Here is a 14,032-nt window from a genome sequence, read left to right as displayed (position 1 = left end):
GTTTTTTTAATTTATTAATAATGGGGTTGTTGTTTGTTTTTCGTTGCGGGTTGTTTTTCGTTGCGGGTTGCGAGGTGCGGGTTTCGGAATCCACATCAAAACTCTCTTACCCTCAAACTCTCCCACTCGAATCCCGAAACACGAAACCCCTTTACCATCCAAGAAAGACCATTCCCACACCGCACACAGTTACTACTGCTCCACTTACTACCCCCATATATCTTTCAAGTTTTTCGGTATTGAATAGTGTTGAGTACCCATAGCGTCCCAAAAGAACCATTCCAAGCATGGTCAACACTGTTGTTGCTGTGAAAGAAGTTACCAGGACAACAATTTCAGACATGGAATGTTTTACTCCTGAATAAAATAATAGGGGGATCAAAGGTTCACTTGGTCCCATCACGAAAATCATGAACAGGACAAGCGGTGTTACCTTTATTCTTTTTTGAGGCATTACGATTTCGCTGTGGTTATGTTCGTATACGTACACATCATCACCCATTACATCAAAATGCTTATGCGGTTTGTTTCTGATCGCCTGGATGAGGCCGTACACAAGGTAAACACCGCCAAAGATCAGCAGTGCCCATCCTGAGAAATTCCCTCTCATATCCTGAAACCAGGAGATTTTATTCAGCTGCCATCCGAGGAAAACACCGATAAAACCTAAAATCAGGGAACTGAATACGTGTCCGAAACCGCAGACAACCGTTAATATGGCTGTTTTCATGCCGCTCCACTTCTTAGATTTTGAGATCACTATGAAAGGCAGGTAATGATCCGGCCCTGAAGCGGTGTGTATAAAACTTATTGAAACGGCGCTTACAAGAAGTGCCCAAACTGTACTATCCATTTTTTATTAATTCTGTTATTTCAGATTCTTTATTAAGTTTTGACTGAAGCCAATGGAAGATTTCTTTTTGTTAAGCGGTCTAAAGCCCGCTTCTATTGAATATGCTTCTTTCAAATTTTGTAGACGAATCATCATGAGGTTGAACCTTGACAAGGACCTCTTTTTACTCCAACGACCAGAGAATCTCCTGAATATGCAGGAAGAAGTTGTACATCAACTCTCCTCCATGTCCCAAAGCTCTTACTACAAAACCATTTTCATCCATTGCAGAAACCCCTACTTCCATTTGCTCATGGTGCTGTGCGGCGGCTTCAACAATCTCTTCAATCAATCCATTTTTGTCTACATTTTCCTTTGTACTATAGAAGATCAGAGTTCCCTGGTGCGTATACTGTTCCAGATTTCCGATGCTGCTGATCGGGATCATGTCAGGTTGAATCAGAACGTTATCTTTCACCACAAGCTTGTTGTTATGATAGATTTCCATGATATTCTGAAAACGTTTCAGTTTAAAAACTTCTCCATAATGTTTTCTCCCACAGGTAATAATCTCGCTGATGATGATCTGACTGTTTTTACCAACATGAATATTGGCTTTACTTTTAAAGTTGGAATCCTCGTGAGGAACAATCGGATGAGGAACATAAGCGAAAGAAGTTTCATCCTCCATAGAAACATTGAGTTCCTGAAGCGCTTTGTTCTGCATGTTGAAAAGCCTTTGGTAGGATTGTGACTGCAACTGAAGCGCAGCTCCTTTTTCAAGCGCAACATCCAAATGATAGTGATCTCCATCCAGAATTCCCGGAGAGGAGCTCATCACCATCTGATAGAGCTTTTTGTCACTTTTTCGTTGCCCAACAGAAACTACTCTGAAAGGAAGCGAGACATAAAGGTCTTTCACATAGGATTCTCCTCCCTTAAATCCTGCAATAATTTTTAAATGACTATCCATTTATCTTACCAAATTCGGTTCTTCAATTTCTTCTAAAAGGGCATATTTTTTAATCCAACCTATTACTTTATCCAGTCCTTCATCTGTTTTGAGGTTGGTGAACACGAAAGGATTTCCTTTTCTCATTCTTCGGGCATCATTTTCCATCACTTCAAGGCTGGCACCTACGTAAGGGGCAAGATCAATTTTATTGATGATCAGTAAATCTGATCTTGTAATACCAGGACCTCCTTTTCTAGGGATTTTTTCTCCTTCTGCGACGTCGATGATAAAGATGGTAACATCTGCAAGGTCCGGGCTGAATGTCGCTGAAAGGTTATCACCTCCACTTTCAATCAAAACCAGTTCGATTTCCGGAAAACGTGCTGCCAGTTCGTCTACCGCTTCAAGGTTCATACTTGCATCTTCACGAATGGCGGTATGAGGGCAGCCTCCTGTTTCTACTCCGATAATTCTGTCATGAGGAAGAAGACTATTTTTCGCCATAAATTCAGCATCTTCTTTGGTATAAATATCATTCGTGATGACTCCAAGATCATAAGTCCCGAATAATTTTCTGCTTAAACGTTCCAACAATGCAGTTTTTCCTGAACCTACAGGTCCTGCTACTCCTACTTTTATATATTTTCTGTTTTCCATTTTATTTAAATTTTATTTTTTAACGCTATATGCGCTAAGTTTTTTTGATTGTGAATATTTTTCGATCGCAAGGGCGTTTCACTCAATGGGCAATTCGTCAATTTGCTCTTTTACCTTTCACCTTCTACGACATATAAAGTCTTGAATAAAGCCTCTCATGCTGCATACATCTGATATCAAAGGCCGTATTACAAAGTCCCACCATGTCTCTGTCCAGATCTATAGTTTCTAAAGCTGTTTTTTCCATGACGGGATAGAGTGAAAATAAAATATCCTGTCCATCCAGCTGTCCAAGAGGAACAAGCTTTACAGCGTTGGTAATCATCCCGGCAACCGAAGTGTAATAAAATCCTAAAAGGGCTTCGTACAAAGGAATTTTCATTAAATAAGCATACACTCCGAACACAATACAGTAGTGGGAATTAGCTTCTTTATGCTGAATGGCTTTCTCAAAAGCTTCCATTAAAGGAGAATTTTCTCTTCTTTTGAATATTTTAATCAGTCTGAGACCCAGTTTCTGGCTGGCCTGGCGGATTTCCTTTGGACATTTTATCGCCTTACATTCATTATCCAGTTCTAAAAGCTGCTGCAAATCTCCCTTTTCTGCTGCTTCATAAGCAAGTTTTACAAAAGCGCCGTCATTGAATTTAAGGTTGTACTGAAGCATGTTCTGTACAAATTCTTTCGCGGTTGCCAGATCATGTACAATGCTTTCCTGCACATACGTTTCAAGTCCGTTGGAATGGGTATATCCTCCGATGGGAAGTGTAGGATCTGCAAGGTGAAGCAATCCTGACAGGAAATTTATATTATTCATCTTTCGGAGCCGCCATTTTTAAGATTTTTGTAAAGATTGTGGAGCCGAGACTTCCATGTCCATGAGGCTCTACATTAGATTTAAGAAGATTAAGCAGTTTCACAGATTGTTTCTCCGGTTTGAAACCACTTGCTTCCAGCCATCTGAACATCGGCATTTCAAAAGGGAGCAAAACTTTGTCATTCTGAATAAAAAGCGGAATATGTTTGTTCCCGATCTCATAACATACAGTTCCCATTTCCAGCAGTGAAACTGGTGACATCACAATAGCTTCCGTTTCCAGAACGTTGATTGCAATTATTTTTTCGGCATCCTCAAAAAGAATATCACCTTCACGTAATCGTTGTCCTTCTCTTAGAAATTTGATGGCAACATCAATTCCCTGTCTGGTTTTTTTACGCTGGATTCTTTTGGTGGTTTCAAACCATTCCAGATCAAGATAGTCTATGGCTTTCTCCGTAGGATTTTCAGCAAGATTGCCTATGATTTGATTAATGATCATTTTTGTTTTTTTTTCTGAAGTCTAAGTTTTTGGAGATTCCCACCCCGAATGTTGAACCGCTGATTCCTGCTACGTAGCTTTTCGTCCAGCCTTCTTCTTTTGTTTTGGTCTGAAGCATTGAAAGTTCTGCGAATTTGAATTTCAGTGCCCAGCCTCCTCCTAATACGATTCCGATCAAAGGATAGGCACGAAGACGGAATCCGTTAAAATTCTGCATGGCATCCGCTGCTGTTGAAAGCTGCTGTCCCCAAACATAGTGGGCATCCACTTGACCAATCAACATAAAATATTTTCCAAGCATTACTGAAGGACTATACCAGATTCCTGCTTCATTTTGCTTGTAAACTACATTGTGATCCACTGTATTCTGCGAGTAAGCATAATTAACTCCGATAAGGTCATTATTATTGACGAAGTACCCTACTCCAAGCGGTGCACTGGAAACGGTACTGCTGCTGCTTGATGGTGTTGTAAGTTTTGAATAGTCTAATGAACCGTACACCATAAACTGCCCTTTTGGTCCGTCTTCATCACTTTTAAGCCTGTGTCCGCCCAAAAACTGGGCACTTACATTACCGGAAAGTAATGACATTCCGGCTATCGCAAGAGAAACAACTGTTTTATTTAAATATTTCATTTTACACTTAGTTCTATAATTGTTTTACAATAGAGTCTGATAAATCTTTTTTTTGTTGTTAAATAAACCTAACAGGTTTTTGAAACCTGTTAGGTTTATTTGTAAAATTTATCTTAGAACAAGTAATACAACTGTGTTAAAGGAAGTGTTTCTGCCGGTTCACAAGTGATGTATTCTCCGTCTACCGTTACTTTATAGTTTTCAGGATTCACTTCAATTAAAGGTGTCTTATCATTATGGATAAGGTCTTTTTTATCAATATTTCTACAGTTTTTCACCGGAAGAATCATTTTTTCAAGTTTGTAAGAAGCAATGGTTCCATTGTCAATAGAAATCTGAGAAACAAAGTTCGCACAAGTACCAAACTTAGCTTTTCCATGGGCTCCAAACATATTTCTGTAAATAATAGGCTGAGGTGTTGGAATAGAAGCATTAGGATCTCCCATTTTAGCAGCAATAACAAATCCTCCTTTTACAATCATTTCCGGTTTTACTCCAAATAAGGCTGGTTTCCAGATCACCAAATCCGCTAATTTTCCTTCTTCAACAGATCCTACATATTCTGAAATACCGTGCGCTATAGCCGGGTTGATGGTATACTTCGCTACATATCTTTTTGCACGGTAATTGTCATTTCCACTGTCTTTATCTTCAGTAAGATCACCTCTCTGCTCTTTCATTTTACTTGCCGTCTGCCATGTTCTGGTAATCACTTCTCCTGGTCTTCCCATCGCCTGAGAGTCTGAACTCATGATACTGAAAACGCCCATATCATGAAGGATATCTTCTGCTGCAATGGTTTCAGGACGGATACGTGAATCTGCAAATGCTACATCTTCAGGAATGTTTTTACTCAAATGATGGCAAACCATCAGCATATCCAGGTGCTCATCAATTGTATTTACGGTGTAAGGGCGCGTAGGATTTGTTGAGGCCGGCAATACATTCGGATACATAGCAGCTTTAATAATGTCCGGCGCGTGGCCTCCGCCTGCTCCTTCTGTGTGGAAAGTATGGATTACCCTTCCGTTGATGGCTCTCATGGTATCTTCCAGAAACCCTCCTTCATTCAGAGTATCTGTGTGGATGGCCACCTGAACGTCATATTTATCGGCTACTTTCAATGCTGCATCAATGGTTGCAGGAGTTGCTCCCCAATCTTCATGGATTTTCACTCCCAAAGCACCTGCTTTCACCTGCTCTTCAATGGGTTCTTCAGCGGAACAGTTTCCTTTTCCGAAGAAACCAAGATTCATAGGATATTCTTCTGCTGCTTCCAGCATTTTCTGCATATTGAATCTTCCGGGAGTAACTGTTGTAGCATTGGTTCCGTCATTGGGGCCTGTACCACCACCAATCATTGTGGTGATTCCGCTGTAAAGAGATGTTTCAATCTGTTGAGGGCAGATGTAGTGAATGTGGGTGTCAATTCCTCCGGCAGTTACAATATATCCTTTCCCTCCGTGAACTTCCGTTGAGGCGCCGATGATCATATTAGGTGTTACACCGTCCATCGTATCAGGATTTCCGGCTTTTCCGATTCCTACGATCTTTCCGTCTTTGATTCCGATATCTCCTTTTACAATTCCCCAATGGTCAATAATTACCGCTCCTGTGATACAAAGATCCAGAACGCCTTCGTCTCTTTTGGCCGTGACATTCTGTCCCATCCCGTCACGAACGGTTTTTCCTCCGCCGAAAACGGCTTCGTCACCAAAATGAGTGAAATCTTTTTCGATTTCAATAATAATTTCAGTGTCTCCCAGCCTGATTTTATCTCCCGCTGTAGGACCTAATATATTGGCGTATTGTTTTCTGTCTACGTGTAAGCTCATCTTAATGATTTTTAAAGTTTAACTCTTCAACTTTTGCAAGGCTTACTTTTTTCTGTTCTTCAGAATCTACCTGCCCATCGACAAGATTATTGAAGCCCATTGCTTTTTTGGTTCCTCCTATTTCTACCAATTCCACTTCTTTTTCTTCTCCCGGCTCAAAACGTACTGCAGTACTTGCTACAATATTCAGTCTCTTTCCGAAAGCTTTTTCGCGGTCAAAGCTCATCGCTTTATTAACTTCAAAAAAATGGAAGTGTGAACCTACCTGAATAGGCCTGTCTCCGGTATTGGTTACTTTTATTTTTACAGTTTCTCTGCCTTCATTGCAGATAATTGTTCCTTCTTTTACAAAAATTTCTCCTGGTATCATAATCAGTAGTATTAGCGGATTGGATTGTGTACGGTTACCAGTTTTGTCCCATCTGGGAAGGTTGCTTCAATCTGAACATCGTGGATCATTTCCGCAACGCCCGGCATTACATCCTCTTTAGTTAAGAGATTAGCGCCTTCCTGCATCAGTTCGGCTACTTTTTTCCCGTCTCTTGCGCCTTCAAGCAGAAAGTGGCTGATCAGAGCGATGGATTCCGGGTAGTTTAATTTAAGGCCTCTTGCTTTTCTTTTCAGAGCGAGTTCGCCTGCCAGAAACAGCATAAGCTTTTCCGTTTCTCTCGGTGTTAAGTGCATAATATTTTTTATTTAAAATTGGACAAACAATATCCGGTTCACCTCTCCGTAAAGGCAAACAGAAATGTTCAAAAATGTAAAATGGGAAATGATGTTTTCAGATCTGTATTGACATGAATACAAACCACAACGGATCATTAAAAATTAAGAAAAGGGATTAGCAGCCCGCTACCTGCAGACAGTGATACAGGATGTATCTTGGTGCCGTAATATAAACGCGGTTTTGAACAGCCGCAACCTGTGTATTGTAAGTGTAACCTGCAAAGAAATAGTGCAGCCAATTCTGTGCAAGTATTGAATAATCAAATTTTACTTTCTCCCAGTCGTTGGAATCCTGCACATCCTGCACATCTGAAAAACTATAGAGTTCAGGCTGGGTCTGCTGATCAGATTTCTGCTGTAAAAGATGAATTTTTGAAAGGATATCAGAATATGCCTGAGTTTTTCCTTTATGTGCAAAAAGACCTGCACACAACGCTGAGAAAAATATCACAAAAGAGAAAAATAATACTCTTTTTTTCATACCTGATAATAATGATGTAAAATTAGAACAATCTGATCCCTCAGGCTATCAAAAAAATTATTTAAAATGTTCAAAATCGCAACAAATGTGAATTTATATAATTTTAACATTGTAACATAAACCATTTATTTACAGCCATTAACAGCAATTCTTAAACTATGACAAATGTTTTATTGTCTTAATTCCTATAATTCTAATAAAATGATGTGTTTTTTTCTAAAACCTAAAGAATCCTCATAATAGACCATAATTTAATAAAAATTAATCTCAAAAAAAACGTATATGACATTACCGGATCTTTTTTCTGGTTTATCTGACAAAAAAAGGCTGCATTTTTTCTTTCCTTATAATTATTGTAAATTTGTATACACATCTTATTAATTTAATAAAATAATAAAACGTAATATGTCAAAAGCAATTTCGCAAGTACCATTAGCGGTAAACGAGCCTGTAAACTCATACGAACCGGGATCTCCGGAAGTTAAAAGCCTTATCGACACTTATAAAAAAATGTGGGCTGAAAAGGTAGAAATCCCAATGATTATCAATGGAAAAGAAGTAAAAACTGAAACAAAAGTACAGCTTCAGTCTCCACAGGATCATGCTCATGATTTCGGATTCTACTATCAGGGTGGTATGCAGCATGTGGATGACGCTATCAACGCGGCATTGGCAGCTAAAAAAGAATGGAATGAACTAGGCTGGGAACAGCGTGCAGCAATTTTCTTAAAGGCAGCCGATCTTTTAGCAGGACCTTACAGAGATGTGATTAATGCAGCAACAATGATCGGGCAGTCTAAAAACGTACACCAGGCTGAAATTGATTCTGCTTGTGAGTTCATCGACTTCTTAAGATTCAATGTAGAGTTCATGACAGAAATGTATGCTGAGCAGCCGGTTTCTGATAACGGAATCTGGAACCGCGTTGAATACAGACCATTAGAAGGGTTCTGTTTTGCAGTAACTCCATTCAACTTTACAGCGATTTCCGGAAACCTTCCTACTTGTATGGCCATGTTAGGAAACGTAGTGGTTTGGAAACCTTCTGACAAGCAGGTATATTCTGCAAAAGTAATCATGGATGTATTAACAGAAGCGGGTCTTCCTGCAGGGGTTATCAACATGATCTTTACAGACGGAAAAGAAACTGCTGAGAAAATATTGGCTCACCCGGATTTTGCAGGTCTTCACTTCACTGGTTCTACAAAAGTATTCCAGGGAATGTGGAAAATGATCGGTGATAATATCCACAACTACAGAACATATCCAAGAATTGTTGGAGAAACTGGTGGTAAAGACTTCGTTATTGCTCACCCGTCTGCTAACGTGGAAGCTGTAGCTACTGCATTGGTAAGAGGTGCTTTCGAATACCAGGGACAAAAATGTTCTGCTGCTTCAAGAGCTTATATTCCTAAGTCTCTTTGGGCTGATGTGAAAAAAGTAATGGAAGCTCAGATGAGCACTATCAAAATCGGTTCGCCGGAAGATACTTCTAACTTCGTCAACGCTGTGATCGACAAGAATTCTTTTGAAAAATGTAAAGGATATATCGACAGAGCAAACGCTTCAGGTGAAGCTACTGTTGCTATCGGTGGAAAATATGATGATTCTAAAGGATGGTTCGTACACCCAACAGTAATTGAAACTACAAATCCTCACTACGAAAGTATGGTTGAAGAGATCTTCGGACCAATCTTATCGATCTACGTATATGAAGATCAGGACTGGAAAGAAACGTTGAAGCTTGTAGATTCAACATCTCCTTATTCATTGACTGGTTCTGTGTTCTCACAAGACCGTTACGCAATCGCTGAAGCTTACAAAGCTTTAGAAAATGCATCAGGTAACTTCTACATCAATGATAAACCAACGGGTGCCGTAGTAGGACAGCAGCCTTTCGGTGGTGGTAGAGCTTCAGGAACAAATGATAAAGCAGGTTCTAAAATGAACCTTCTAAGATGGGTTTCTGTAAGAAGCGTAAAAGAAACTTTTGTTTCTCCTAAAAACTACAAATATCCATACCTTGGATAATTAATAAATAATGAGTAATAGGCAATGAGTAATTGTTGTCTGTTCTTTGAATACAGCCCCGGAATTTCGGTTTCGGGGCTTTTTTGTGGTGATAGGCGGATGCGAGGTTCGGGAAGCGAGTTGCGGGGATTAGAGTTCAAGGTTTAAAGTTATGGGGATCCAGAAATACACTTTTACTCCTCCGATACTCAATACTCGATATTCAATACTCAATTCCCCACAACTCTCTAACCCTCCTACTCTCCAACACTCTAACTCCTAATACCTAACTCCTCATCCCTACAATCCGCTACCTGCTACCTAACATCTTTTAACAAACTTTACCGATATTTTACGATTTTAAATGTCCTGTTAGGAATAATTATTGATTTTCTGTTATTATACACCCCAAAATAAAATAATATGAAAAAGTTATTGCTAACAGCCGTCGGAATAGGAATATTTGCAGTGAGCTGTGGAACCAAAGAATCGACAATGTCAACAAGTAGCAGAGATTCAGCAACAGTAGACAGTACCCAAAAAAGTATACCGCCTACAACTACTGATACGATGACTAAAAAAATGACGAATCCTGATACAATCAAGATCAAAAGGGATTCTATGGCAACGTCTCCTGTCAAATAACATGTATATACGTTTAATTTAAAATGGAAAATCTGCAGATGAAAGCGCTGCAGATTTTTTTATTGGATAACCAGAAATGTTGGATGAACAATGAAATTTCGGCTTGAAATGATGCTTATTTCAGGTTTCTGACTACAGCCGGTGATTATATTATTTCTAATGGCGGCTAAAGAGCACCCCTATTGAATCCAGATATTTAAAGGAACATCTTTTATCTTTTATCTTTTATCTTTTATCTTTTATCTTTTAATCCTTATATTTGATTAACATCAACAATCAAAAATTAACTATTATGAGAAAATTATGGATAGGAGCAGTTCTTGGACTTATTTTCCTTGGAAGCTGTGCTCAAAACAAAGAAAAAAGAGAGGAATATAAAGATGCTCACAATAAAGATTCCTTAAGAAACAGAATGGGAGATTCTGCTGTAGCGAATTCAATCCCTTCCCCGGATTCTTCAAAAGTAAAAACCGACAGTACGAAAGTTAAATAAAATCACAAATCCACAGACATCTGTGGATTTGCACTTAAAAAAACTTGACTGAAAAAAAACCGGGCAATCAACCCCGATTATAGGATATGGCAGATATTCTGGTCAGAATATTTCCTTAAAAAGTTAAAAAATGGGATTTGCAGTTTCTCTTATAATGATCTTAGTTCAGAAATGAAATAAAAGTGATAAGCTGTAACAGAATTGTTGTGTACTTTGAAACTGCTACAAAGATATGATAGCAGAGGGTTCCTTTAAAATAATAGGTTGTTCATTTTCGTGAAAATAGCAATATAGAATTGGATAAAATGCCCGTTTTTAATCATTTTCGGGAAAATGACTATTTTTTATCTGACCGGGTTTCACTATCCAGATATTTGATGTAAGCTGATGGAGAATAGTCTGTGACCGCCTTGAATACCGCAGCAAATTTACTGTGGGAAGAAAATCCGCATTCATCAGCAAGGATACTTATTTTATACTGTCTGTACCTCTCATCATTGATCAGTTTGTCTACAATATAGTTGATTCTTAAACGATTGATATACGTTTTAAAATCTGCATTTTTATGCTGATTGATAACATAAGAAAGATATTTTGTATTGGTGTTCAATTCTCCGGCGAGAAAAGAAAGGGACATGCCTTTATTGTTATAAAGATTACCTTTTTCAAAATCCTCAAGCAGTTCCAGTAGTTTTGACTCTGTTTCCGGGGTCATCAGAGAGTCATTCCTTCTTCGGTCTGTCTCGGAGTCTTTTTCATCAATTTCTTCCACAAAAATATTGGAAAACTCAAAATCACCAGATTGTTGTAAAGGATAGTGTGTCCTGTTACCGATCATGTTCAACTGAGTTCTGATGATATTTCTAAGCTTTGACCGCTGTTTTTTCTGTTTCCTTCTAATAAAAAGAAACAGACCAACCAATGAAATGGACAGAATGACAATAGCCGCATTCTTCACTCCATTCATCTGCCCATTTTTTTTGGTAGCTTTTCCTTTGGGATTTTCAGAATCTTTTATGGCAAAACTCTGATTGCGGGCTGCAATACTGTCATAGGCACGCACATATTTTACTGCATATAAAGAAGCCTTGAAATTGTCCCCAATCCCTTCATAGTAATCATTAATATTGGAATAAACTGCTTTTTTAAGCTTAAGGCTCCGGGAAGTATCGGCAATTTTTTCTGCTTTTTTAAGATACAGTTCAGCATCTTTCCAGTTTTTCTGCTTCAGACGGATTCCTCCCAGGCCATTATAAACCAATCCCAGCGTACAGCTTCCTTTTTTTAGCAATCCTTCAGCTTTTCTATAGTAATCTTCAGAGACAGAATAATTATTAAGCTTGAAATAGACATCTCCCAATAGTTGATAAGACGCGGCTGCCGTTCTGTTTTCATTATAACTATTGATCTTTTCAAAATATTTCAGGGAGGATTCGATATGCTGTATGGCATTAGGATAATTCCCCATCTCCATTTCGTAGAAGGCCATTTCCTGATTCAGCAGTCCTGCGGCTTCATTACTTTTCTGAAAATCGGTGATCCGGGCTGAAGCCTGCAGCCCTTTTATAATATATTTTTTGGATCTTTCGTATAACCCTACCTGTCTATATTGTCTCGCAAGTAATCGGGTTACTACAGCCATCCATTCAGGATCATTAATCTTATTGATTACCGAATGGGCGTTTTCACTGTAACAGATTGCTTTTTTAAGTTCACCTGCATGATGGTACAGCTCTGAAGAAAGGATAAGACATCTTATTTTCTCTGAAGGCTTTTGTGCCTTCATATAGAGAGAATCTGCAGTTTTAATGGCTTTGGGTAAATCTTTATAGGCTGTAACAGAAGAAGTCCTTTCACAGATAAGATCAAAGCTATTTTTTTTCTGGGCGAATATGGGAACTGCTGTTATCAGCAAAAACAAGAATTTCAAAAGACTTTTAGGCATAGAAAAACAAATTATTATTTTCATTTTATAATAATTCATCATTGATTTCACGGAGTGTCTTTTTGTTTTTTACAAAACTAGTGATATTTTATTTTTTATTAAAATATTATATTGAAATTTAATCATTTAACCAAAAACATCAATTTGTATTAATTTTAATAATAAGACAGAAATAATACATGGTTTTCTTTAATATAAACTGATTTCTGTTTTAAAACCAAAATTCCTGTATAATTATTTTTAATATGGACGGCTCAGGTGTCGTCATATTTATTACATTTGCATGGAATAAAAAGTTTTTATGAAAAAAATAGCCATACTTTCCTCAATCTTTATAGGGGTCCTAGCCTGGGCACAGGGAATTAAATTTGAAGAAGGCAATTTTGCCTCCATTCTTGCCAAAGCAAAAAAAGAAAAAAAACTGGTCTTCATTGATGCATATGCTTCATGGTGCGGACCTTGTAAACTGATGGTTAAAAATATTTTCCCACTTCAGTCTGTAGGTGATTACTATAATTCCCACTTTATCAATGCTAAAATTGATATGGAAAAAGGAGAAGGAATTGAGCTGGCCAAAAAATATAATGTAAAAGCATTTCCTACTTACCTGTTTATTGACGGAAATGGTGAAGCTGTACACAGAACTTTAGGATATGTGGAAGAAAAAGACTTTATCCAGTTTGCAAAAGACGCGGAAGATCCAAACAAAAGACTGACTTCTCTGAAACAGCAGTTTGAAAAAGGGGAAAAAGATCCTGAGTTTTTAAAGAATCTTGCAGGCCTTACTATGTATAACGATGCTGAGTTTGCCGGGAAAGTTCTTAACCGTTACTTTCAGCAGAAAACAATTTTAGATCAGGAAGATATCCAAATGCTTCTTTCAGGAGTACAGACTACAGACAGTCCTTTATACAAAATTTTTCAGGATAAAAAGGCTGATATCGTTAAGTTCTTTCCGGAAGATAAATACGAAAAGTTTGAGAAAAATATCAAGCTGAATACCATTTCTAAAAAAGCTTATAATGCAGAGACTAAAAAATGGGATGACAGTTATTTTATGGCTGAAGCTCAGAAATTTCTAAGCAAAGAAGAGGCCGACAAGATCTTAAAAAGAATGAAAGCAAACAGGGCTTTAAAGAATAAAGATATTCCTGAGTATGAAAAGCTGATCCTTGATATCTACAAAGATTATTCTGCAGCAGGTTCTGAAGAACTGAACTCTCTTGCATGGAACTTCTTTGAAAATGTGAGCAATAAAGCTTCTCTGGAAAAAGCCATTGCATGGGCGCAAGAATCTGTAAAGAAAAACCAGAACTTTGCCAATACAGATACTTTAGCCAATCTTTACAATAAGGTAGGTGACAAGAAAAATGCAAAAATATGGGCTGAAAAGTCTATTGAACTGGCAAAAAGCACAGGACAGGATTCTACAGACACAGAAAAATTATTGAAGAGTCTTTAAGAGTTATTCTAATCATAAAACAAAACCCCGCAGAA

15 protein-coding genes are annotated in these 14,032 nt (G+C 38.1%); 4 read left to right on the top strand and 11 right to left on the bottom strand.

All coding sequences use genetic code 11. The features are described 5' to 3' along the window. Positions 1-151 precede the first annotated feature (151 nt). The 10 genes from JNG87_RS14435 to JNG87_RS14390 all read right to left on the bottom strand — a co-directional run bounded on the left by JNG87_RS14435 (position 152) and on the right by JNG87_RS14390 (position 7,442). Complete coding sequence (locus tag JNG87_RS14435; protein ID WP_123279482.1) at positions 152-853, bottom strand: hypothetical protein; 702 nt, start codon at positions 851-853, stop codon at positions 152-154. A gap of 163 nt (positions 854-1,016) precedes the next feature. Next, the gene (locus JNG87_RS14430; RefSeq protein WP_062674606.1) at positions 1,017-1,805 is read right to left on the bottom strand and encodes an urease accessory protein UreD; all 789 of its coding nucleotides are present in this window, start codon (positions 1,803-1,805) and stop codon (positions 1,017-1,019) included. Then, on the bottom strand, positions 1,806-2,444 hold the full coding sequence (gene ureG, locus JNG87_RS14425; RefSeq protein ID WP_047094673.1) for an urease accessory protein UreG: 639 nt from the start codon (positions 2,442-2,444) through the stop codon (positions 1,806-1,808). It abuts the gene before it with no gap. A 124-nt stretch (positions 2,445-2,568) separates the two neighbouring features. Next, the gene (locus JNG87_RS14420; RefSeq protein ID WP_202839031.1) at positions 2,569-3,261 is read right to left on the bottom strand and encodes an urease accessory protein UreF; all 693 of its coding nucleotides are present in this window, start codon (positions 3,259-3,261) and stop codon (positions 2,569-2,571) included. Next, a complete protein-coding gene (gene ureE, locus JNG87_RS14415) occupies positions 3,254-3,763 on the bottom strand; it encodes an urease accessory protein UreE (RefSeq protein ID WP_062674602.1) in 510 nt (169 codons plus the stop codon). The genes JNG87_RS14420 and ureE overlap by 8 nt, the downstream gene beginning before the upstream one ends. After that, on the bottom strand, positions 3,753-4,400 hold the full coding sequence (locus tag JNG87_RS14410) for a hypothetical protein (RefSeq protein ID WP_202839029.1): 648 nt from the start codon (positions 4,398-4,400) through the stop codon (positions 3,753-3,755). Before JNG87_RS14410 ends, ureE begins: the two co-directional genes overlap by 11 nt. Positions 4,401-4,513: 113 nt before the next feature. Then, positions 4,514-6,235, bottom strand: a complete 1,722-nt coding sequence (gene ureC / locus JNG87_RS14405; protein ID WP_202839027.1) for an urease subunit alpha — start codon at positions 6,233-6,235, stop codon at positions 4,514-4,516. Between the two features lies 1 nt (position 6,236). Then, positions 6,237-6,605: an urease subunit beta gene (gene ureB / locus JNG87_RS14400; RefSeq protein ID WP_034697259.1), complete on the bottom strand. Its 369-nt coding sequence runs from the start codon at positions 6,603-6,605 to the stop codon at positions 6,237-6,239. Positions 6,606-6,616: 11 nt separating this feature from the next. Beyond that, positions 6,617-6,919, bottom strand: a complete 303-nt coding sequence (gene ureA, locus JNG87_RS14395; RefSeq protein ID WP_002977652.1) for an urease subunit gamma — start codon at positions 6,917-6,919, stop codon at positions 6,617-6,619. Between the two features lie 157 nt (positions 6,920-7,076). Continuing rightward, a complete protein-coding gene (locus tag JNG87_RS14390; protein ID WP_202839022.1) occupies positions 7,077-7,442 on the bottom strand; it encodes a hypothetical protein in 366 nt (121 codons plus the stop codon). Between the two features lie 405 nt (positions 7,443-7,847). Between JNG87_RS14390 and pruA the strand changes: the two genes are divergently transcribed. The 3 genes from pruA to JNG87_RS14375 all read left to right on the top strand — a co-directional run bounded on the left by pruA (position 7,848) and on the right by JNG87_RS14375 (position 10,590). After that, positions 7,848-9,473, top strand: coding sequence for an L-glutamate gamma-semialdehyde dehydrogenase (pruA, locus tag JNG87_RS14385; protein ID WP_202839020.1), 1,626 nt, complete (start codon positions 7,848-7,850; stop codon positions 9,471-9,473). 402 nt (positions 9,474-9,875) lie between these two features. After that, positions 9,876-10,097: a cytochrome C551 gene (locus JNG87_RS14380; protein ID WP_202839012.1), complete on the top strand. Its 222-nt coding sequence runs from the start codon at positions 9,876-9,878 to the stop codon at positions 10,095-10,097. A 292-nt stretch (positions 10,098-10,389) separates the two neighbouring features. Next, positions 10,390-10,590: a hypothetical protein gene (locus JNG87_RS14375; RefSeq protein WP_202839010.1), complete on the top strand. Its 201-nt coding sequence runs from the start codon at positions 10,390-10,392 to the stop codon at positions 10,588-10,590. 337 nt (positions 10,591-10,927) lie between these two features. Here the strand turns inward: JNG87_RS14375 and JNG87_RS14370 are convergent, their stop codons facing one another. Next, positions 10,928-12,559: an AraC family transcriptional regulator gene (locus JNG87_RS14370; RefSeq protein ID WP_202839008.1), complete on the bottom strand. Its 1,632-nt coding sequence runs from the start codon at positions 12,557-12,559 to the stop codon at positions 10,928-10,930. Positions 12,560-12,836: 277 nt separating this feature from the next. Between JNG87_RS14370 and JNG87_RS14365 the strand changes: the two genes are divergently transcribed. Continuing rightward, positions 12,837-13,997 (top strand): thioredoxin family protein, encoded by a 1,161-nt coding sequence (locus JNG87_RS14365; protein ID WP_202839006.1) that lies wholly within the window; start codon positions 12,837-12,839, stop codon positions 13,995-13,997. Positions 13,998-14,032: the final 35 nt, after the last annotated feature.

Source organism: Chryseobacterium cucumeris (genome assembly GCF_016775705.1).
GTDB lineage: Bacteria > Bacteroidota > Bacteroidia > Flavobacteriales > Weeksellaceae > Chryseobacterium > Chryseobacterium cupriresistens.
The sequence above is the reverse complement of the archived record's forward strand: the minus strand, read 5'-3'. Positions and strand labels throughout refer to the sequence as shown.

Excerpts from the sequence above, each read along its gene's own strand:
- JNG87_RS14435 (WP_123279482.1), bottom strand. The coding sequence starts at position 853 with ATGGATAGTACAGTTTGGGCACTTCTTGTAAGCGCCGTTTCAATAAGT.
- JNG87_RS14430 (WP_062674606.1), bottom strand. The coding sequence starts at position 1,805 with ATGGATAGTCATTTAAAAATTATTGCAGGATTTAAGGGAGGAGAATCC.
- ureG (WP_047094673.1), bottom strand. The coding sequence starts at position 2,444 with ATGGAAAACAGAAAATATATAAAAGTAGGAGTAGCAGGACCTGTAGGT.
- JNG87_RS14420 (WP_202839031.1), bottom strand. The coding sequence starts at position 3,261 with ATGAATAATATAAATTTCCTGTCAGGATTGCTTCACCTTGCAGATCCT.
- ureE (WP_062674602.1), bottom strand. The coding sequence starts at position 3,763 with ATGATCATTAATCAAATCATAGGCAATCTTGCTGAAAATCCTACGGAG.
- JNG87_RS14410 (WP_202839029.1), bottom strand. The coding sequence starts at position 4,400 with ATGAAATATTTAAATAAAACAGTTGTTTCTCTTGCGATAGCCGGAATG.
- ureC (WP_202839027.1), bottom strand. The coding sequence starts at position 6,235 with ATGAGCTTACACGTAGACAGAAAACAATACGCCAATATATTAGGTCCT.
- ureB (WP_034697259.1), bottom strand. The coding sequence starts at position 6,605 with ATGATACCAGGAGAAATTTTTGTAAAAGAAGGAACAATTATCTGCAAT.
- ureA (WP_002977652.1), bottom strand. The coding sequence starts at position 6,919 with ATGCACTTAACACCGAGAGAAACGGAAAAGCTTATGCTGTTTCTGGCA.
- JNG87_RS14390 (WP_202839022.1), bottom strand. The coding sequence starts at position 7,442 with ATGAAAAAAAGAGTATTATTTTTCTCTTTTGTGATATTTTTCTCAGCG.
- pruA (WP_202839020.1), top strand. The coding sequence starts at position 7,848 with ATGTCAAAAGCAATTTCGCAAGTACCATTAGCGGTAAACGAGCCTGTA.
- JNG87_RS14380 (WP_202839012.1), top strand. The coding sequence starts at position 9,876 with ATGAAAAAGTTATTGCTAACAGCCGTCGGAATAGGAATATTTGCAGTG.
- JNG87_RS14375 (WP_202839010.1), top strand. The coding sequence starts at position 10,390 with ATGAGAAAATTATGGATAGGAGCAGTTCTTGGACTTATTTTCCTTGGA.
- JNG87_RS14370 (WP_202839008.1), bottom strand. The coding sequence starts at position 12,559 with ATGAAAATAATAATTTGTTTTTCTATGCCTAAAAGTCTTTTGAAATTC.
- JNG87_RS14365 (WP_202839006.1), top strand. The coding sequence starts at position 12,837 with ATGAAAAAAATAGCCATACTTTCCTCAATCTTTATAGGGGTCCTAGCC.